This window comes from Coprobacter tertius (genome assembly GCF_024330105.1).
GTDB classification, from domain to species: Bacteria; Bacteroidota; Bacteroidia; order Bacteroidales; family Coprobacteraceae; genus Coprobacter; species Coprobacter tertius.
The window spans coordinates 251,236-270,099 of sequence record NZ_JANDHW010000002.1; the positions used below are offsets into that span (position 1 = coordinate 251,236).

At 38.5% G+C, this 18,864-nt stretch carries 17 protein-coding genes and 1 tRNA gene; 7 read left to right on the forward strand and 11 right to left on the reverse strand.

Annotated features, from left to right (window positions below; all coding sequences use genetic code 11):
• Positions 1–8: 8 nt before the first annotated feature.
• Positions 9–932 carry a hydrogen peroxide-inducible genes activator gene (locus NMU02_RS02820; RefSeq protein ID WP_255025670.1) on the reverse strand — a complete coding sequence of 308 codons (924 nt, stop codon included), beginning with the start codon at positions 930–932 and terminating at the stop codon, positions 9–11.
• Positions 933–1,075: 143 nt separating this feature from the next.
• Between NMU02_RS02820 and ahpC the strand changes: the two genes are divergently transcribed.
• Entirely contained in the window at positions 1,076–1,639 is a 564-nt protein-coding gene (gene ahpC, locus NMU02_RS02825; protein WP_255025671.1) for an alkyl hydroperoxide reductase subunit C, read from the forward strand.
• Positions 1,640–1,739: 100 nt separating this feature from the next.
• Positions 1,740–3,290 carry an alkyl hydroperoxide reductase subunit F gene (gene ahpF, locus NMU02_RS02830; RefSeq protein ID WP_255025672.1) on the forward strand — a complete coding sequence of 517 codons (1,551 nt, stop codon included), beginning with the start codon at positions 1,740–1,742 and terminating at the stop codon, positions 3,288–3,290.
• A 140-nt stretch (positions 3,291–3,430) separates the two neighbouring features.
• Here the strand turns inward: ahpF and NMU02_RS02835 are convergent.
• Both NMU02_RS02835 and NMU02_RS02840 read right to left on the reverse strand, forming a co-directional pair.
• Positions 3,431–3,517 (reverse strand) — tRNA-Ser (locus tag NMU02_RS02835).
• Between the two features lie 168 nt (positions 3,518–3,685).
• Entirely contained in the window at positions 3,686–4,570 is an 885-nt protein-coding gene (locus tag NMU02_RS02840) for a hypothetical protein (protein WP_255025673.1), read from the reverse strand.
• A gap of 193 nt (positions 4,571–4,763) precedes the next feature.
• Between NMU02_RS02840 and NMU02_RS02845 the strand changes: the two genes are divergently transcribed.
• From NMU02_RS02845 to phnW, 3 genes are read left to right on the forward strand one after another with little or no spacing between them, the layout of a single operon-like run.
• A complete protein-coding gene (locus NMU02_RS02845) occupies positions 4,764–6,116 on the forward strand; it encodes a DUF5690 family protein (protein ID WP_255025824.1) in 1,353 nt (450 codons plus the stop codon).
• 24 nt (positions 6,117–6,140) lie between these two features.
• On the forward strand, positions 6,141–6,950 hold the full coding sequence (gene phnX / locus NMU02_RS02850) for a phosphonoacetaldehyde hydrolase (RefSeq protein ID WP_255025674.1): 810 nt from the start codon (positions 6,141–6,143) through the stop codon (positions 6,948–6,950).
• Between the two features lie 14 nt (positions 6,951–6,964).
• Positions 6,965–8,053 (forward strand): 2-aminoethylphosphonate--pyruvate transaminase, encoded by a 1,089-nt coding sequence (gene phnW, locus NMU02_RS02855; RefSeq protein WP_255025675.1) that lies wholly within the window; start codon positions 6,965–6,967, stop codon positions 8,051–8,053.
• A 62-nt stretch (positions 8,054–8,115) separates the two neighbouring features.
• On the opposite strand, the gene hisB is transcribed toward phnW, so the two are convergent.
• From hisB to NMU02_RS02895, 8 genes are all read right to left on the reverse strand, one after another.
• Positions 8,116–9,246 carry a bifunctional histidinol-phosphatase/imidazoleglycerol-phosphate dehydratase HisB gene (hisB, locus tag NMU02_RS02860; RefSeq protein ID WP_255025676.1) on the reverse strand — a complete coding sequence of 377 codons (1,131 nt, stop codon included), beginning with the start codon at positions 9,244–9,246 and terminating at the stop codon, positions 8,116–8,118.
• Positions 9,243–10,292, reverse strand: a complete 1,050-nt coding sequence (gene hisC, locus NMU02_RS02865) for a histidinol-phosphate transaminase (RefSeq protein WP_255025677.1) — start codon at positions 10,290–10,292, stop codon at positions 9,243–9,245. Before hisC ends, hisB begins: the two co-directional genes overlap by 4 nt.
• A 5-nt stretch (positions 10,293–10,297) precedes the next feature.
• Positions 10,298–11,587 (reverse strand): histidinol dehydrogenase, encoded by a 1,290-nt coding sequence (hisD, locus tag NMU02_RS02870; protein WP_255025678.1) that lies wholly within the window; start codon positions 11,585–11,587, stop codon positions 10,298–10,300.
• Complete coding sequence (gene hisG / locus NMU02_RS02875; RefSeq protein ID WP_255025679.1) at positions 11,587–12,438, reverse strand: ATP phosphoribosyltransferase; 852 nt, start codon at positions 12,436–12,438, stop codon at positions 11,587–11,589. The genes hisD and hisG overlap by 1 nt, the downstream gene beginning before the upstream one ends.
• Positions 12,439–12,806: 368 nt before the next feature.
• Positions 12,807–13,229, reverse strand: coding sequence for a DUF6789 family protein (locus NMU02_RS02880; protein WP_255025680.1), 423 nt, complete (start codon positions 13,227–13,229; stop codon positions 12,807–12,809).
• 135 nt (positions 13,230–13,364) lie between these two features.
• Positions 13,365–13,610, reverse strand: coding sequence for a DUF4834 family protein (locus NMU02_RS02885; RefSeq protein ID WP_255025682.1), 246 nt, complete (start codon positions 13,608–13,610; stop codon positions 13,365–13,367).
• 60 nt (positions 13,611–13,670) lie between these two features.
• On the reverse strand, positions 13,671–14,363 hold the full coding sequence (pssA, locus tag NMU02_RS02890) for a CDP-diacylglycerol--serine O-phosphatidyltransferase (protein ID WP_435522009.1): 693 nt from the start codon (positions 14,361–14,363) through the stop codon (positions 13,671–13,673).
• A gap of 65 nt (positions 14,364–14,428) precedes the next feature.
• On the reverse strand, positions 14,429–15,088 hold the full coding sequence (locus NMU02_RS02895; RefSeq protein WP_255025826.1) for a phosphatidylserine decarboxylase family protein: 660 nt from the start codon (positions 15,086–15,088) through the stop codon (positions 14,429–14,431).
• A 206-nt stretch (positions 15,089–15,294) separates the two neighbouring features.
• On the opposite strand from NMU02_RS02895, the gene NMU02_RS02900 reads away from it, so the two are divergent.
• A complete protein-coding gene (locus NMU02_RS02900; RefSeq protein WP_255025687.1) occupies positions 15,295–16,209 on the forward strand; it encodes an RluA family pseudouridine synthase in 915 nt (304 codons plus the stop codon).
• Between the two features lie 158 nt (positions 16,210–16,367).
• Complete coding sequence (pheT, locus tag NMU02_RS02905; protein ID WP_255025689.1) at positions 16,368–18,833, forward strand: phenylalanine--tRNA ligase subunit beta; 2,466 nt, start codon at positions 16,368–16,370, stop codon at positions 18,831–18,833.
• The last annotated feature ends 31 nt before the right edge of the window (positions 18,834–18,864 follow it).

An 18,864-nucleotide genomic window follows, 5' to 3' on the forward strand; every position in this document is an offset into this window, starting at 1 on the left:
AACGGTAGTTATAATTTAATTGAAAATTTTTTTAATCTTTCATCGAGCATGGAAGATGGAATGATTTTTTTGATCGTTTCGGCTACTGCGTTTACCATTCTCTCTTTGATATAATCTTTACGTATAATGATCGAAATTTCCCGTACTGCAGGAGGCGATGTAATAGGTTTGATATTTTTTTTCTGTTCTTCGGTTAAAAAAGGAAGGTGTAATTCGGGAATCAGAGTATATCCTTTATTTTTATCTACTATTTTAATTAAGGTATCGATACTTCCAGCTTCATAAATATGATTATAACTATTATTTTGAGAACAGAGGTTAAAGGTTTGGTTTCTGAAACAGTGTCCTTCCTGTAGTACCCAAAGATTTTTGCCCAGAAGATTTTCTACATTCATGATGTGATTTTTTTGACGGTTGTCTTTTGCAAAATAGATTACAAAATGCTCGTAATAGATAGGGATTTCATAAAAATCGGGTTGATTCAGAGGAGTGGATGCGATAACTATATCTAATAAACCGTCGTGGAGATGTTGAATAAGATTTCCGGTTCTCATTTCGGAAATTGAAAGATTTATCGAAGGATAGTTTTTCTGAAAAAGAGAGATGAAATCGGGTACGAGATATGGGGCCACCGTAGGAATGATTCCTATTTGTAGATTTCCTGATAAAGATTGGGTTTCCGATTCGACTATTTCTTTTATTTTTCTGATTTCGAAAAGTGATGTTTCGGCTTGTTTAATTATGCGTAATCCCATTTCGGTAGGTTCTACCGGATGTTTGGTACGATCGAATATTTTAATGTCCAGTTCTTCTTCTAATTTCTGAATCATGGTACTTAATGTCGGTTGGGTTACTCCGCATTTTTCAGAGGCCGTTACAAAATGGCGATATTTATTTACGGCCACAATATATTCCATCTGTTGAATTGTCATACTTTATATAGATTTTATAAATACAAATATAGAAAATATCTGTTTGATTTATAAAAAATCTCAGCTTACTTTTGTCATAAAATAAATTATTAACCGAAAGGAACGAGTAAGTAATATAATATAAATTTTAAAAGATTAAAGTTATGTCATTAATTGGTAAAGAAATTGTAGATTTTGAAGTACAAGCTTATGTACACGATAAGTTTAAAGCGATAAGCAAAGATAATGTGCTTGGAAAATGGTCGGTATTTTTCTTTTATCCGGCAGATTTTACATTTGTATGTCCTACCGAACTGGAAGATTTGGCTAATAAATATGAGGATTTTCAAAAGGCCGGTTGCGAAATATATTCCGTTTCGTGCGACACACATTTCGTGCATAAAGCATGGCATGATACCTCTAAAACAATTCAAAAAATACATTATCCCATGTTAGCCGATCCTACTGGCGTTCTTGCCCGCGGATTTGATGTTATGATCGAAAATGAAGGAGTTGCTGAAAGAGGCACCTTTATTGTTAATCCTGAAGGCCGGATCGTTTCATACGAAGTTTTGGCTGGTAATGTAGGTCGTAATGCCGATGAACTGTTTCGTCGTTTACAGGCTCTTCAATTTGTCGCAGAACATGGAGATGAGGTATGTCCTGCCAAATGGAAAAAAGGAGAAGCTACACTGAAACCGAGTATCGATCTTGTTGGGAAAATTTAAAGATTGAAATTTGTATAGTGGGATAGGGCCGGAAAAGTGTATTCTTATTTCGGCTCTCCCTGTATAATAGAAAACGTAAACTGTAATAAATCGAATATAAATGTTAGATTCTATAATAAAAGAACAGATAAAAACTATTTTCGAGGGATTGGAAGCCGAATATCTTTTTGATATTACCGCTTCTCAGCAACATGAAAGCTATAAAGAATTATTGGAATTGTTAGAGGATGTGTCTTCCTGTTCCGATAAAATTACATTTCGGATAAAAGAGGGTGAGGGATTGTCTTTTATGCTGTTGAGGAATGAGAAAGAGACCGGAATCAAATTCAGAGCGGTTCCTAATGGACATGAGTTCTCTTCTTTGTTACTGGCTATTTTGAATCTCGATGGGAAGGGGAAAAATTTCCCCGATGAAGGTATTTGTGATCGAGTGAGAGCACTAAATGGCCCTATTCGTTTGACGACCTATGTTTCTTTGTCTTGTACTAATTGTCCGGATGTGGTACAAGCATTGAATGTAATGACTACATTAAATAATGGAATATGGCATGAAATGGTAGACGGGGCTATTAATCAGGCAGAAGTAGATGCGTTGAAATTACAGGGGGTGCCGGCTGTTTATGCCGACGGAGAATTACTGCATGTAGGCAGAGGTGATTTCGGAACATTACTTGAAAAATTAGAGTCTCGTTATGGTTCTAAAAAAAATAAGAGTGAATCTCTTGTTAAAACGTATGATGTCGTTGTAATCGGTGGAGGACCCGCAGGAAGTTCTGCGGCTATTTATTCTGCCCGTAAAGGATTAAGTGTTGCTGTAATTGCCGAAAGAATTGGCGGTCAGGTAAAAGATACTGTAGGTATCGAGAATTTTATTTCTGTTCCTCAAACGACTGGAAATCAATTGGCAAATGATCTAAAAAATCATATGACTTGTTACCCGATCGATCTTTTCGAGCATCGGAAAATAGAAGAGATCGGTATCGATGGAAAGAAAAAAATGATAAAGGTTACGGGTGGCGAGCAATTTATTTCGAATGCAGTTATTATTGCTACTGGTGCCAGCTGGAGAAAACTGAATATTCCCGGTGAAGAAAAATATACGGGGCATGGGGTTGCATTTTGTCCACATTGTGACGGCCCATTTTATAAGGGGAAACAAGTTGCGGTAATCGGTGGGGGAAATTCGGGAATCGAAGCTGCGATAGATCTTGCCGGAATATGTTCGAAAGTAACGGTTTTTGAATTTTTAGATGAATTAAAAGCCGATAAAGTATTGCAGGAAAAAGCGATGAGCATCCCTAACGTCGATATTTTTACCGGTACGCAAGCAACTGAAATAATTGGTGATGGAGAAAAAGTGAAAGGTATTCGTGTAAAAGACCGGAAAACGGAAATAGAACGGGTTGTCGATTTAGACGGAATTTTTGTGCAGATCGGGTTGGCGCCTAATAGTCGTGCTTTCAGTGAAATTTTGGAAACGAACCGAAGCGGTGAAATTGTAATCGATAGTTATTGTCGGACAAATGTTCCCGGTATATATGCTGCCGGAGATGTATCTTCGGTTCCTTTTAAACAAATTATCATAAGTATGGGAGAAGGTGCAAAAGCAGCATTAGCCGCATTTGAAGACCGTTTAAGAGGTGTTATTTAATTTATAATTGAGATGATTGAACGGTTGGATTATTCTGTTTTCGTTTGGAAATATTTAATCCGTCTGATTAAATTATTATGATGGTTATCAAATTAAAGGGAAAAAAATAACCGGTTGATTTTTCAACCGGTTATTTTTTGCGGAAGCGGGGGGATTCGAACCCCCGGTACGGTTACCCGTACGTCAGTTTAGCAAACTGGTGGTTTCAGCCACTCACCCACACTTCCTTGCTTCGGGTAAGCCTTTATTGGCTAAAGCAGTGCAAAGGTACTCTTTTTTGTGTAGTTTCAAAATTTTTCTCCTGCTTATTTTTAGACAAAAATTTCATATTTGGGAATCAGTGAAGAAATCGGGTTATAAGACAGGAATTTACGTATAGGTTATTTTTCGTTTATTTAGCAGGTACTAATTATCTTTTTTTCTCTTGTCAAGTCATTTTCGTTGAGTTGAGGTGAAGGTATTGTGCATGTTTTTATATAATCGCCTTCCTGGCAGGCATAATTGTAATAAATTTCGAGTTCGGGTGTAAGATTTTCTTTAGCAATGAGCTCACCCTTCAATTGCAAAAAGTCGTCCATTAACGTGCTGTCCGATAATTTTATAAATACGATGCGTCGAGCAATGGGATTCCGGTTATAATCTAATGATAAATAAAGACCTTTAAGCATGCGTGGATAATCATACATGGGCAATTGCAGGTATATTGTGAATAAAGCCAGTTGCGGTGATTCTCGTTCGTTGAAGATTATATAGGAATTTTGATGGTTATTGAAAATACCGATACCTCGATGTGTCGAATGATAAGCGCTCATATGGGTTACTTTTACATAGTTGTTGTTTTCCGATGGAGCGATTAAATACGGTTCTGCTTTCAGGCTGTCGGAAGACGAGGACATACTGTAACTCATATAAATACCACTATAATTGAATACTTCTTGTACCGATCGGATCATCTCTTCATTGAGCATTCCGATAAACGGATTTTCGGGTACGGTATTATTAGACGGGATTTCCATTCCGAAGAGTTTTTCTTTCAATTCAGGGAGACTTCCTAACAATCTTTTTTTCGAAACATTGTTTACTTGGGATAAGGCGTAATCGAGAGCATCTTCGGTAGAACTACCTTTTCTTGTTGCGTTTACGAAATTGGGTAATACATTAGAATACAGAGAAGAAAGTACACTGGGAGTCATTCCTGTCCAATCGGCAATTTCTTTCATTTTAATACCTTGATTACGTAAATATTCTATCTGTCTGTAAATTTCGAATAGGTCGTTCATTGTATATCTGTTATCAATCGTTTAATAGGTTTACAAAGGAGATAAATCGATATGATGATTTCATTTCATAAATATTACATTAATATTACTTTATTAGAGGGCTGAAACAGGGATTTATTAATAATAATTATTCATTTTTTTGTCGGGTGAGGGGTAATATTTTTGCTGACGGAATCAAAAAACAGAAAGAATGATGCTAACCCTCCGTAAAAGTTTTATTTTGCACTCCGGAAAGATTTCCGATTTATTGTTTATCCTTTGGGCCGGCGGAGCTGCTTTGTTGTCGTATTCTTTAGTATATGCTTTACGTAAGCCTTTTACAGCTGCGACGTTCGACGATTTTGATTTTTTCGGGATAGATTATAAAGTGGCGACGAGTATTGTACAGATATTCGGTTATTTGCTATCTAAGTTTATCGGGATAAAACTCATATCGGAACTTAAACGAGAAAATCGATTGCATTTTATGATTTTGTCGGTCGGAATAGCGGAGATTTCCCTTGTACTTTTCGGATGTCTTCCTAAACCTTATAATGTATTTGCTCTCTTTTTCAATGGTTTATCTTTGGGGTGTATGTGGGGAGTAATTTTTAGTTTTCTCGAAGGTCGTCGAGTAACCGATCTGTTAGCAAGTATTATGGGAATGAGTATTGCTGTGAGTTCGGGAACGGCTAAATCTATCGGACTGTTTGTTCTCGATACCTTACATGTGAGTGAATTTTGGATGCCGGCCTTTATCGGAGCAATTGCTTTTCCTTTATTATCATTATTGGGATTTCTTCTTAATCGGTTGCCACAACCAGATGAAAAAGACAAACAATTAAAGGTCGAAAGAGTGACGTTAAACGGAAAGGAACGTTTAAATTTGTTCTCGAAATTTATGCCATTACTGGTGTTGCTCTTTTTCGCAAACCTTTTCATTACTGTTTTACAAGATGTAAAGGAAGATTTTTTGGTAAAGATTATCGATGTGAATGCAATGCAACAATCTTCTTGGATTTTTGCAAAAGTAGATGGTGCCGTGACATTGATTATACTCACAGTTTTCGGAAGTATGTCTTTGATAAAGAGTAATATAAAAGTATTGTGTTTGTTGTTGTCGCTGGTCATATGTGGTATGGGAGTTCTCGGTTTTACAGCTATTAATTATGATATGTTGCAGTTGAGTCCTCTTTCATGGTTGTTTATACAGAGTTTATGTCTTTACACGGCTTATTTGAGTTTCCAGACGATTTTTTTCGAACGTTTTATTGCTTGTTTCCGAATTCGGGGCAATGTAGGTTTTTTTATCGCTACGATTGATTTTATCGGTTATGCGGGAACTGTTACTGTGCTCGTGATGAAAGAATTTTTTGGGCCGGATGTTCAATGGCTGCATTTTTACAATATTTTGTCAGGGTATGTCGGTATTATCTGTATGGTTGTGTTTTTTATCGCAGGGATTTATTTAGTACAGCGTTATATTCGAGAGTTTTCGAGGCAAAAAGTAGCTATCGGAACAAAAACGATTTCGGAAAATGTATTAAATACGTCGTCGGTGATTTAAATAATGAATTTAATTGAAAATAATATGAAAAAGATTGAATGTGTGATTATGGATTGGGCAGGAACGGCAATAGACTATGGATGTTTCGCTCCAGTCGCTGCTTTTCTGAAAGCTTTTGAGGAGATTGGGATACGTATTACGGCAGAACAGGCTCGAGGGCCGATGGGCATGGCTAAAATCGATCATATTCGTGAACTTTTCAAGATGGATGGTGTGAGTAACGTTTTTAAGGAAATATACGGACGCCCGTGGAATGAAATCGATGTGATTGAAATGAACAGAAATTTTGAAAAGTATTTATTTGCTTCCCTTAGCAATTATACTGATCCTATACCGGGCGTTATCAATACGGTAAATCAGCTTCGGGAAAGCGGAATAAAAATAGGTTCTACTACCGGATATACTGCTGCAATGATGGAGGTCGTTGCTCCCGAAGCATCCCAAAAAGGATATACTCCCGATTATTGTGTTACTCCTGACGGTTTACCCGGAGGGCGACCTTATCCTTATATGGTATATAAGAATATGATTGCTCTTGCGGTTCCTTCTACAGATCTTATCGTAAAATATGGGGATACGATCGCTGATATACGTGAAGGAGTAAATGCCGGAGTTTGGACGGTCGGAGTTATTCTCGGTAGTAATGAAATGGGACTGACGTTACAAGAGACAGCTGCGCTGGAACCCGATGTATTGACGATGAGAAAAAAAGATGTCCGTCAACGAATGATAAATGCGGGAGCTCATTTTGTTGTAGAAACTATTGAAGAGTTACCTGACGTTATCTCGCAGATAAATGAGAAATTATCAGTAGAAATTACAAATCGTAAATAAAAAATATTAGACGTATGAGGCCTTATCTTTTATTAACTCCCGGACCCTTAACAACAACCGATAGCGTTAAACAGGTAATGATGTCCGATTGGTGTACTTGGGATGAAGATTATAATGTGCATATTGTAGAGGAGGTCAGGCATGGACTCGTAGATTTCGCTACTCGGAACACGGAGGAGTATACAGCCGTTCTTTTGCAGGGAAGCGGATCATATTGTGTAGAATCGGTGATTGGTACGGCAGTAAACCCCACCGATAAGTTGCTTATCCTTAGCAATGGGGCTTATGGTGACCGAATGGGACTGATTTCGGATTATTATAAACTTTCTTATTGTAAACTTTCTTTTCCTGAGACCGTTACTGTTTCTGCTGAAATGGTGGAACATTATTTATCGGAACATCCTGAAATAACACATGTCGCGGTCGTACATTGCGAGACGACGACCGGTGTTTTGAATCCGTTGAAAGAAATAGCTGGAGTTGTTAAAAAATACGATAAAAAACTTATTGTTGACGCAATGAGCAGTTTTGGAGGTATTCCTTTAGATGTAGCCGAGTTGGATATCGACTTTATGATTAGCAGTGCCAATAAATGTATTCAGGGGGTTCCGGGGTTCGGATTTGTTATTGCCCGGAGAAAGGAACTTATGCAATGCAAGGGTAATGCACGGTCCCTTTCTTTAGATTTGTATGCCCAATGGGAAAAAATGGAAAAAGGACATGGGAAATGGCGTTTTACATCTCCTACACATGTTGTTCGAGCTTTTAAGCAGGCAATGCAAGAGTTAGCAGACGAAGGAGGTGTGGTTGCTCGATTTAAACGATATTCGGAGAATCATCGTATTTTGGTAGAGGGAATGCGCTCATTGGGCTTTGAGACGTTATTGCCGGATGCGATACAATCTCCTGTAATTACTTCTTTTTTGTATCCGAAAAAAGAATTTGATTTCAAACGTTTCTATATGCAATTGAAAGAGAACGGTTTTGTAATATATCCGGGTAAAATTTCTCAAGCCGATACTTTCCGTATCGGAAATATCGGAGATGTGTTCCCGGATGATTTTCATCGTTTGATCGATACAATACGGAAAATAGAGTATTGAGTTTCGACATTAAAAACATAAGGGAGTATCGATAATTATCGATACTCCCTTATGTTGAAAGACTATAAAGTACCTTTTGTACTGGGAAGCTCGTAATGGAAGATATCTCGTTTTATCGCCATTTTCAAAGCTCTTGCGAGCGCTTTGAAAATACCTTCGATTTTATGATGTTCATTCTTTCCTTCTGCTTTTATATTCAGATTCATGCGTGCGGCATCACTAAAAGATTTAAAGAAATGAAGAAACATTTCAGTAGGCATTTCTCCGATCTTTTCGCGGGTAAATTCTGCATCCCATACGAGCCAAGGGCGACCGCCGAAATCGAGAGCGACACTGCACAGGCAATCATCCATGGGTAAGCAATAGCCATAACGTTCGATTCCTCTTTTGTCTCCCAATGCTTTGGCAACGGCTTCGCCTAATGCAATGGCTGTATCTTCTATCGTGTGGTGTTCATCGACATATAGGTCTCCTTTTGTTTTTACAACGAGGTCTATGCCCGAATGTTTTCCGATCTGATGTAACATGTGATCGAAAAAACCGAGTCCGGTATCGATTTCGCAATTTCCGTTTCCATCGAGATTAATTGATATGTATATATCGGTTTCCGATGTTATACGGTGTATTTCGGCGCGCCGTTCACCGGCGAAGAGAAATTCGGTGATACGATCCCAGTCGGAAGTTATCAATGCACAAGATTTCTCGAGACCAGCTTCTGTTATTGCGTCCTTTCCAAGGTTGGGATCTTGTAGGAATATTCCTTTACAACCGAGATTCTGTGCCAGTTGCATATCGGTGATACGGTCTCCGATGACAAATGATGAGGCAAGATCATAATTTCCACCGGTATATTTTCCTAACATTGCTATTCCGGGCTTACGTGTCGGCAGTTGTTCCTCTGGGAAAGATCGGTCGATAAGTATATCATCGAATGTAATGCCTTCATTGGCCAATGCTTTTAATATTTTATTATGAGCCGGCCAAAATGTTTCTTCGGGGAACGAGTCGGTGCCTAAACCGTCTTGATTAGAGACCATTACCAACTCGAAGTTGAGTTTCTCTTTAATGAAATGAAGATTTCTGAATACTTTCGGAATGAACTCGAGTTTTTCCAGACTGTCGAGCTGATAATCTACCGGTGGCTCTACGACAAGAGTTCCGTCACGATCGATAAAAAGTGCACGTTTTTTCATCCTACAGTAGTTTTATAAGTTTTCAGGGTATTTATCAGCTCTTCGTTTTCTTCGGCTGTTCCTACAGTGATACGTACGCATCCAGAGCATAGTGTTACATTATTTCGGTTACGTACTATGATTCCATTATTAACCAGATAGTTGTATAGTTCGTTTGCATTATCGACTTTTATCAATAGGAAATTGGCGTTGCTCGGATATATCATTTCTACATAAGAAAGTCCCGAAAGCTCGAGAGCAAGCTTTTCACGGGCATTTATCAGAGTTTTTACCCAGTCGATGCGTTCTTCATTTCGATCGAGAAGTTTTAAGGCATGTTCTTGTGTGAGCTGATTAATGTTGTAAGGGTATTTTATCTTATTGAATACAGCTATAATTTCGGGAGAGGCAAAGGCCATTCCGAGCCTGATTCCGGCACTACCCCAAGCCTTTGAAAATGTTTGTAATATCACAAGGTTTGGAAAACTTCCGAGTTTACGGGCAAATCCCGGATAGGATGAGAAATCGATATAGGCTTCATCTATTATTACAATTCCGTGGAATCCGGTAATGACTTTTTCTATTTTTTCTTCACTGAATGAATTGCCGGTAGGGTTGTTAGGAGAGCAAATAAAAATAAGTTTTGTTTGTTTATCTGATGCTGCCAGTAACTGTTCTGGATCGAAGTCGAATGATGTATCGAGTTTTACTTTTCTGTATTCCACGTCGTTTATATCTGCACAAACTTCGTACATGCCATAAGTAGGATCGATAGCTACGACATTGTCTTTTCCCGGCACGCAGAAAGCTCGGTAGAGTAAATCGATGGGTTCGTCACTTCCTACCCCTAAAAATATAGAGTCGGAAGGAACTCCTTTAATACGACCGATTTTCTCTTTTACCTGGTGTTGTAATGGGTCGGGATAACGATTATAGGGCGGATTGAGCGGGTTTTCGTTGGCATCGAGGAAAACCGATGCATCACCTTTAAATTCGCTTCTTGCCGAAGAATATGGTTTTAACCGTAAAATGTTAGGACGTAAGAGTTTTTGTATGTCTATATTCATCGTATTTATTTTTTGTTTGAAGAAGAAAGACGTATCGATACTGCGTTTTTGTGTGCGTCGAGACTTTCATTGGCAGCCATGATTTCAATTGTTTTACCCAGATTTTTCAATCCTTCCCGGGTGATTTCTTGAAAGGTGATTTTTCGGATAAAGCTATCGAGGTTTACTCCGCTATAAGCTTTTGCATATCCACTTGTAGGTAGTGTATGATTGGTTCCCGAAGCATAATCACCTGCACTTTCCGGGGTATATGGTCCTAAAAATACCGAACCCGCATTTACGATCATTTCTCCTAATTCATTATAATCTTTTGATTGTATAATGAGGTGTTCTGGGGCGTATTCATTTGTAATTTCTATAAGTTCTTCCCGGTTTTTCAGTACTACGATTTTGCTGTGTTCGAGAGATTTTCCGGTCAATTCTTTTCGGTGAAGTTGGGAGAGCTGGCGTTCTATTTCTGTTTGTATCGGAGAAACAATATCGGCATCGAGAGTAAAAAGCATCGATTGGCTATCGGCTCCATGTTCGGCTTGAGAAAGGAAATCGGACGCGACAAATGCCGGATTGGAAGTTTTGTCGGCAATAATCGCAACTTCAGAAGGGCCGGCCGGCATATCGATTGCTACATCACGCAAACTTACGATTTGTTTGGCTGCAGTAACATATTGGTTTCCGGGACCGAAAATTTTGTAAACCTTAGGAACGCTTTCGGTTCCGTATGCCATAGCTCCGATGGCTTGTATGCCGCCCAGTTTAAATATTTTATCTACTCCTGCAATGCGTGCGGCACAAAGTACAGCAGGATGTACATTACCGTTTTTCCCGCAAGGAGTACACATGATTATTTCCCGACAGCCGGCTATATGCGCAGGTACAGCCAACATGAGAACAGTAGAAAAAAGTGGGGCAGTTCCTCCCGGAATATAAAGGCCTACTTTTTCGATACCTACCGGTTTTTGCCAACAGACAACGCCGGGTGTCGTTTCTGTTTTGAGTATTTCTAAAGTTTGGGATGCATGGAATTTGGCAATATTATCCCGGGCTGTTTCTATTGCTTTCTTTAACTCGGGTGAAACGAGATCGCAACCTTTGTCCCATTCTTTTTTCCCGACTTGCAGATTTTCTAACTCTGTTTTGTCGAATTGTAAGGTATATTCTTTAAGTGCCGCATCTCCGCGTTTGCGAATGTCATCGAGAATACTGCTGACTTTAATATGCAACGATGATGTATCGAGATGCGGACGGGCTGTTATTTCCGCCCATTGAGAACGTGGCGGATATTCGTAGACTTTCATTACAATACCATTTTTTCGATGTTCAGTACAAGGATACCTTCGGCTCCGGCTGTCTTGAGTTTATTGATGATTTCCCAGAAACATTTTTCGTTTAGTACCGTATGTACCGAACTCCAACCTTCCTGAGCCAGAGGCATTATTGTCGGACTTTTAATACCCGGCAATACATTTAAAACTTCTTCGAGATTATTATTAGGAACATTCATCAGAATATATTTCTTATCTTCAGCGGCCTGTACTGCTTCGATTCTGAAAATAAGTTCTTCCAGAATTTCTTTTTTATCCTCCGACAAATTTTTGTTTCCGATGAGTACAGCCTGTGATTCTACAATAACCTCAACTTCTTTTAGACGGTTACTTACCAGGGTACTGCCTGAACTTACAATATCGAAAATAGCGTCGGCCAGTCCGATACCGGGAGCAATTTCTACCGATCCTGTGATGACATGTATATCGGCCTTAATTCCTTTTTCGTTGAGAAAAGAAGACAAAATGCCGGGATAAGATGTTGCGATTTTACGTCCCGAAAACCATTCAAGTCCTTGGTAATCTTCGTCTTTTGGAATTGCCAGAGATAAACGGCATTTGCTGAATCCGAGATTTTTTAAGATATCAGCGTCTTTTTGTTTTTCTAAAAATTCGTTTTTTCCTACGATTCCAATATCGGCAACTCCGGAAGCAACAGAATCGGGAATATCGTCGTCACGAAGGAAGAGAACTTCGATCGGGAAATTCCTTGCCGGTATCAGTAATGTTCGTTTGGCAGAAGACAGTTTTATTCCGGCTTCGGTAAGTAACTCCATGGTATCTTCATAAAGACGACCTTTCGATTGGATGGCAATGCGTAACATAGCGTATTTTGTTTATAATTATTGTTTAAATAAAAAAGGCTTACCTCATGAGGTAAGCCTTTAAAAGTAAATATTATTTTATGCAATAAAATCTACGCTCACCTCGATAGAGTTAAGTAATGATGATGGGCATGGTGTAGAATATTGCTGTACATATTATTTTATTAAATATGTTGCAAATGTACATTAAAAAATGAAAGATCAAAAACAAATAAAGTCTTTTTTATGATATTTCTTTCACTAATTGTTTTTTATGAGTGTTTTAATGTTTGTTTTTCATTTAGAATTTCAAATATGAAAATTCTGTACATTGTTGCCTCGAAAATCTATCGTTCCTGAAATTATTTTTATGTAGAAGAAAATAAAGGTCAGTTCTCAGTTTTATTTTCGGGTAATACGATCATACCGAGTATGGCACCATACATCATGTATGCGATGGCCAGCCCGAGAGTAGAAAGTAACAGGTTGTTGGTTACTATATCGCGGTCGGTCATGTAAAGGGAAATCTCGATAAGAACGGCTAATAAAAGGCCGTAAACGGTTCCTCGTAGCCAGGGTGTTTTTACCCATGATAATATTTTTATAAAAAAATAAGCATAAATAAAAGCAAATACCCAGCCGGCTATAAGATGTAAAAGCCAACTGAGCCACATTGTGCTTCCGGTTACTGCCGATACGAAGATTGGTGACATAAAGGCGAAATAGCCTGTCATGTTTTCGATATATACGACAAGTAATAAGGCTACGGTAGCTAAAAATCCTCCGATTAAAGACGCTTGAGTTTTTTTCATAATGCAGATAGTTTAATTATGTTACATAAACATCTGCACATTACATTTTGTTTGCAGGAAATACCTGATTATGATAAGTGTATTAAAAAAGTAAAGAGGGCTTTAATTATACTGTCGTAATGGCAGTCATAAAAATTATTTTTCGTCTTTTATTTCTTCGAAATCGACGTATTCGCCATCATTTTTATCAAAAACTTTTTTCTTTTTTTTACCGTATGTATACCATTTTGTCGAAGTCGACTGGCGACTGCCGGAGTAAGAACGCTGTTCGTTTCCGGATTGGGGACTACGGAAAAACATGCGAATAACAGCTCCTACAATACCGAGAGCTGAAAGAAGGATAAAAACGAGGAAAAAAATAAATATATAGAAAAGGAACATAGTCAGAATAATTTAATAGGTAAACGACTACAAAAGGAACAAAAATCGTTCCGTTTTTGTTTATCGCCTCGCTGTCAGAAGCGATAACAATATATAAAGAGCGACGGTCGCTGCCAATCCTCCGATTCCTAACCAAATGATAAGAAGAACAGTACAAATAATCAACAGGTATCGTATATAGTTTTCTTTAAATGATAAATTTTTGAATTTAAGCGAAAACATCGGTATTTCCGAAACCATCAGATATGAGAATATAATGAATAATGCCAGCAAAAAATAATCATTTAAATTATTTTCAATCATGATCCAGTACATTCCTATCCAGAATAAAGCATTAGCCGGTACAGGAAGTCCTATGAAAGAGGTGGTCTGACGGGTATCTATATTAAATTTAGCCAGTCGTAGTCCAGAAAATATAGTGATTAGGAAAGCTGTATAGGGAATATACTGAGAGATAAAACTGTCACCTTGCGAGATCGGGGAGGATAGCAAATAACTATACATAAGAACTGCCGGTGCCATACCGAAACTGATCAGGTCGGCTAAAGAGTCGAGTTCTTTACCTAATGGAGAATAAGCATGTAGTAATCTCGCGAAAAAACCGTCGAGAAAATCAAAAACAGCTGCTAATGCGATAAAAATAGCCCCCATTTTGTAATCACCGTTAAACGCGTAGACAGAGGCGAGACAACCAGATAAAAGATTGAGGCAAGTGATGCTGTTCGGTATATATTTAATAATGGCGTTCATGATCGGTTTATATATGTAGGATATAATTTTATCCGTATTGTCGTTTTTTGTTAACGAAAGAACAGATATTATTTGAGACGTGCTATTTGTGTCAGATTTCCTGTTGTTTTGTCATCGAGCGAGACCATAATTTCTGCATCGAGAGGCAGGAAAACGTCTACCCGGGAACCGAATTTAATAAAACCCATATGTTCGTCGATATGGCATTCATCACCCGGTTCGGCGTAAGTGACGATACGTCTGGCCATCGCACCTGCGATTTGGCGTGTAAGTATTTCCTGTCCGTTTTCCGCTTTTATAATTATGGTCGAACGTTCGTTTTCGGTACTCGATTTAGGAAGGTAAGCCGCCATGAAACGCCCTGGTTGATGACTTACGTGTAGTACCTTGCCGTTGACAGGAAACCAGTTGGCATGTACATTGAATATTGTCATGAAAATAGAAATTTGTATTCGCTTTTCATGGAAATATTCGTTCTCGATAACTTCCTCAACTGCTACGATCGTACCATCTGCAGGTGCTACCACAACGTTATGTGTATCGCCTTTGAAATGACGTTTTGGTGAACGGAAAAAATTTAGTACCAGCAGATAAAAAACGACAGATACCGTTAGTAATCCGACCGAGAAATAGTGATTATAAAAGAAAACGTATATCAAGCCGTTGATAACGGCGAGTAATAATATTAAAATAAGAAGAATATTTCTACCTTCCTGATGTATCTTCATTCTCATTGTCGAGTCATAAAATATTAATAACAGGCAAATGTAATTGTATTTTGCAGAATAGCCAAGTATATTATTATTTTTCTTAACATTTAAACAATGGTCTCACTCTTTTTCCCTATACGTTTTTGAAGCAAAAGTTCTGTTTTCATTTAACTTATGATTATATTTGCAGGTTTTTAAACAGTAATATTGCAAATATCAGTTATATGCGGCAACCTCATAAACATAAAACAAGGGGCGAAAAAAAGAATAATGCTTTAAAAGAGTATAAGGTAGAAGAAGACGGTACTCTACTTGCTTATCTGTATGGTTTATTGTGTGATAAGAGTAAAACGACTGTAAAATCGTACTTATCGCATCGTCAGGTAGCGGTAAATGATACCCCGATAACGCAATTCGATTTTCCTGTTCATAAGGGAGATATAGTGGTTGTAAATTTTGAAAAGGGATTTAGTGAATTTAAGCATCCTCGTTTGAGAATTGTTTATGAAGATCAGTTTCTGATTGTGATCGATAAAGGTTATGGTTTGTTATCGATGTCGACCGATCGAATAAAAACAAAAACGGCTTATCGCATTATTAGCGATTATTTAAAAGAAAACGATCCCGGAGCCCGGCTTTTTATCTTACATCGTCTCGATCGGGATACATCTGGATTGATGATGTTTGCAAAAAATAAAGAGATACAAGAACAAATGCAGAAGGCCTGGAATGATATGGTTATCGATCGTCGGTATGTCGCTGTCGTAGAGGGTATCCCTGAACCCGGGGAAGGGCAGGTATCTTCTTGGTTGAAAGAAAATGCGGCTTTCGAAGTTTATTCTTCTGATGATAAAGAAGGAGGAGAGTATGCTCTTACCCGTTATAAGGTTCTTCAAAATAATAAAAATTTCGCTTTAGTAGAATTACAGTTAGCAACCGGGCGTAAAAACCAGATTCGCGTGCATATGAAAGATATCGGGCATAGTATTATCGGGGATAAAAAATATGGATCGAAATGTAATCCTATCAGACGGCTGGCTTTGCACGCTTCTCGATTGCGATTTGTGCATCCGATTACACGGCGGGATATGTTTTTTGAAACTCCTGTACCTCGTGACTTCCGTTTTATCGTAAAATAAATAAACGGCGTAATACTTATTTTCGGTTGCCGGTTGGCAGAAAAAAAGAATAATCTTATTAAATTTGCACACCCGAAAGTGCATATAAAAATAATTGAGTGCGGTGGCAGGAACACTATAAAAACGATAGTTGCCGCATACAGCAAAAATATACAGATATGAATATTTCATACAATTGGCTGAAAGATTACCTGAACCTTTCGTTGACTCCCGAGCAGGTTTCGGCAGCTTTAACTTCTATCGGCCTCGAAACTGGAGGTATAGAGGAAGTGCAAATGATAAAAGGAGGACTCGAGGGCATCGTTATCGGAAAAGTGCTGACTTGTGTCGATCATCCTAATTCTGATCATTTACATATAACGACAGTCGATTTGGGATCGGGAGAGCCGGTTCAAATTGTGTGTGGCGCTCCCAATGTCGCCGCAGGACAGCATGTTGTCGTAGCAACAGTGGGAACTACTTTATATGACGGTGATCAGAGTTTTACTATAAAAAAATCGAAAATAAGAGGAGAGGAATCTTTCGGCATGATTTGTGCCGAAGACGAGATCGGGATAGGAGAGAGTCATGACGGTATAATCGTATTACCCGAAACTGCCGTTCCCGGAACACCTGCAAAAGATTATTATAATGTGGGGAGCGACTATGTTCTCGAGGTAGATATTACGCCGAATCGTATCGATGCGGCATCTCATTATGGTGTCGCTCGTGATCTGGCTGCATACCTGATTCAAAACGGAATGGAACCGGGATTGAAGAAAGCTTCGGTTGATACCTTTTCCATTGATGATATTGCCGGTGATGCTGTTTCGGTTTCAGTAGAGAATGCCGAAGCTTGTCCTCGATATTGCGGGTTGACAATACGTAATGTAAAAGTGGCTGAAAGTCCCGAATGGCTGCAAAAGAGATTGACTGCTATCGGTCTCAGACCAATTAATAATATTGTAGATATTACTAATTATGTATTGCATGAAACTGGGCAACCGATGCATTGTTTCGATCTGAAACAAATTAAAGGAGGAAAGGTAATCGTAAAAACGTTACCCGAAGGAACAAAATTTATTACTCTCGATGAGGTTGAACGTACACTTTCTGAGCGTGACTTGATGATCTGCAACAAAGAAGAAGGGATGTGTATTGCAGGAGTTTTTGGCGGTCTGAAATCTGGTGTAACGGAAGAAACAACCGATATATTCCTCGAATCGGCTTATTTTAATCCTGTTTGGGTGCGTAAAACAGCTCGTCGTCATGGGCTGAATACCGATTCTTCGTTTCGTTACGAGCGCGGAGCCGATCCTAATAATGCGGTTTATGCCCTGAAACGTGCTGCTCTGTTAGTAAAAGAGTTGGCCGGAGGAATTATTACCGGTGATATAATTGATATTTATCCGTCGCCGATAAACAATTTTACGGTAGAACTCGATTTTGAAAAACTCAATAATCTGATCGGAAAGACGATACCTCGTGATACGGTAAAGAATATTCTGAAAAGTCTCGAAATAGAAATACTCGATGAAAAAGATTCATTGCTTACATTAAGCGTTCCTACTTACAGAGTAGATGTACAGCGGGACGTTGATGTTATAGAGGATGTCTTGCGTATTTACGGTTACAATAACATAGAGTTTAACGATTCGGTACATTCTAATCTTTCTTATAAAACAAAAACCGATACGAGTCATCAGTTACAACAGCTTGTTTCAGAACAGTTAACCGGTTGCGGATTTAATGAGATTATGAATAATTCGCTGACTAAAAGTGCTTATTACAGCGAGTTGAAAACTTATCCTGAGGAACATTGCGTAAGGCTTCTCAACCCATTAAGCAATGATTTGAACGTGATGCGGCAGACTTTATTGTTTGGTGGGCTCGAAAGCATTGCATACAACGCCAATCGCCGGCGCGGTGATCTGAAAATGTATGAGTTCGGAAATGTATATTATTTCGATCCCCGGGCCGATTCGCAGAAAGGTGTGTTGGCTCCTTATTCTGAAGAACAGCATCTCGGAATGTGGGTAACAGGCAATCGTGTATGCGGTAGTTGGGTACATCCGGATGAGAAATCTACTGTTTTTGAATTAAAAGCTTATGTACTGAATATTTTTACCCGATTGGGTATAAATTTCGCACGGATACAGTTTTCTCAAACTTCTGACGATATGTTCTCGGCTGTACTTTCGATCACTACTCGCGAAGGTAAAAAGTTAGCTGTATTGGGTGTGGTTTCTAAGAAGATACTGAAAACATTCGATATCGATACCGAAGTTTATTTTGCCGAATTAAACTGGACATTGTTAATGAAGGAAGCATCGAAAAATAAAGTAACTTATCATGATATTTCGAAGTTCCCGCCTGTGAAACGTGATTTGGCTCTTTTACTCGATGCCGGTATATCTTTTGCTGAAGTTGAAAAGATTGCGTATGAAACGGAACGTAAGTTGTTGAAAGAGGTTTATCTTTTCGATGTATATGAAGGAAAAAATCTTGAAGCCGGGAAAAAATCGTATGCCGTATCTTTTATTTTGCAGGATGAGACTAAGACTCTGAACGATAAACAAATCGAGTCTATTATGAACCGGATTATCGGAAACCTGCAACAAAAGTTAAATGCAAAACTCAGATAATTGTTTTAATAATATAATACAGAAAAGATAA

What these genes read in the sequence shown, in the direction of transcription:
- hisD (WP_255025678.1), bottom strand. Translation starts at nt 11,587, where the DNA reads ATGAAAGTCTACGAATATCCGCCACGTTCTCAATGGGCGGAAATAACA.
- NMU02_RS02840 (WP_255025673.1), bottom strand. Translation starts at nt 4,570, where the DNA reads ATGAACGACCTATTCGAAATTTACAGACAGATAGAATATTTACGTAAT.
- NMU02_RS02880 (WP_255025680.1), bottom strand. Translation starts at nt 13,229, where the DNA reads ATGAAAAAAACTCAAGCGTCTTTAATCGGAGGATTTTTAGCTACCGTA.
- phnX (WP_255025674.1), top strand. Translation starts at nt 6,141, where the DNA reads ATGAAAAAGATTGAATGTGTGATTATGGATTGGGCAGGAACGGCAATA.
- hisC (WP_255025677.1), bottom strand. Translation starts at nt 10,292, where the DNA reads ATGAATATAGACATACAAAAACTCTTACGTCCTAACATTTTACGGTTA.
- NMU02_RS02895 (WP_255025826.1), bottom strand. Translation starts at nt 15,088, where the DNA reads ATGAAGATACATCAGGAAGGTAGAAATATTCTTCTTATTTTAATATTA.
- NMU02_RS02820 (WP_255025670.1), bottom strand. Translation starts at nt 932, where the DNA reads ATGACAATTCAACAGATGGAATATATTGTGGCCGTAAATAAATATCGC.
- pheT (WP_255025689.1), top strand. Translation starts at nt 16,368, where the DNA reads ATGAATATTTCATACAATTGGCTGAAAGATTACCTGAACCTTTCGTTG.
- hisB (WP_255025676.1), bottom strand. Translation starts at nt 9,246, where the DNA reads ATGAAAAAACGTGCACTTTTTATCGATCGTGACGGAACTCTTGTCGTA.
- NMU02_RS02900 (WP_255025687.1), top strand. Translation starts at nt 15,295, where the DNA reads ATGCGGCAACCTCATAAACATAAAACAAGGGGCGAAAAAAAGAATAAT.
- NMU02_RS02845 (WP_255025824.1), top strand. Translation starts at nt 4,764, where the DNA reads ATGCTAACCCTCCGTAAAAGTTTTATTTTGCACTCCGGAAAGATTTCC.
- ahpF (WP_255025672.1), top strand. Translation starts at nt 1,740, where the DNA reads ATGTTAGATTCTATAATAAAAGAACAGATAAAAACTATTTTCGAGGGA.
- hisG (WP_255025679.1), bottom strand. Translation starts at nt 12,438, where the DNA reads ATGTTACGCATTGCCATCCAATCGAAAGGTCGTCTTTATGAAGATACC.
- NMU02_RS02885 (WP_255025682.1), bottom strand. Translation starts at nt 13,610, where the DNA reads ATGTTCCTTTTCTATATATTTATTTTTTTCCTCGTTTTTATCCTTCTT.
- ahpC (WP_255025671.1), top strand. Translation starts at nt 1,076, where the DNA reads ATGTCATTAATTGGTAAAGAAATTGTAGATTTTGAAGTACAAGCTTAT.
- phnW (WP_255025675.1), top strand. Translation starts at nt 6,965, where the DNA reads ATGAGGCCTTATCTTTTATTAACTCCCGGACCCTTAACAACAACCGAT.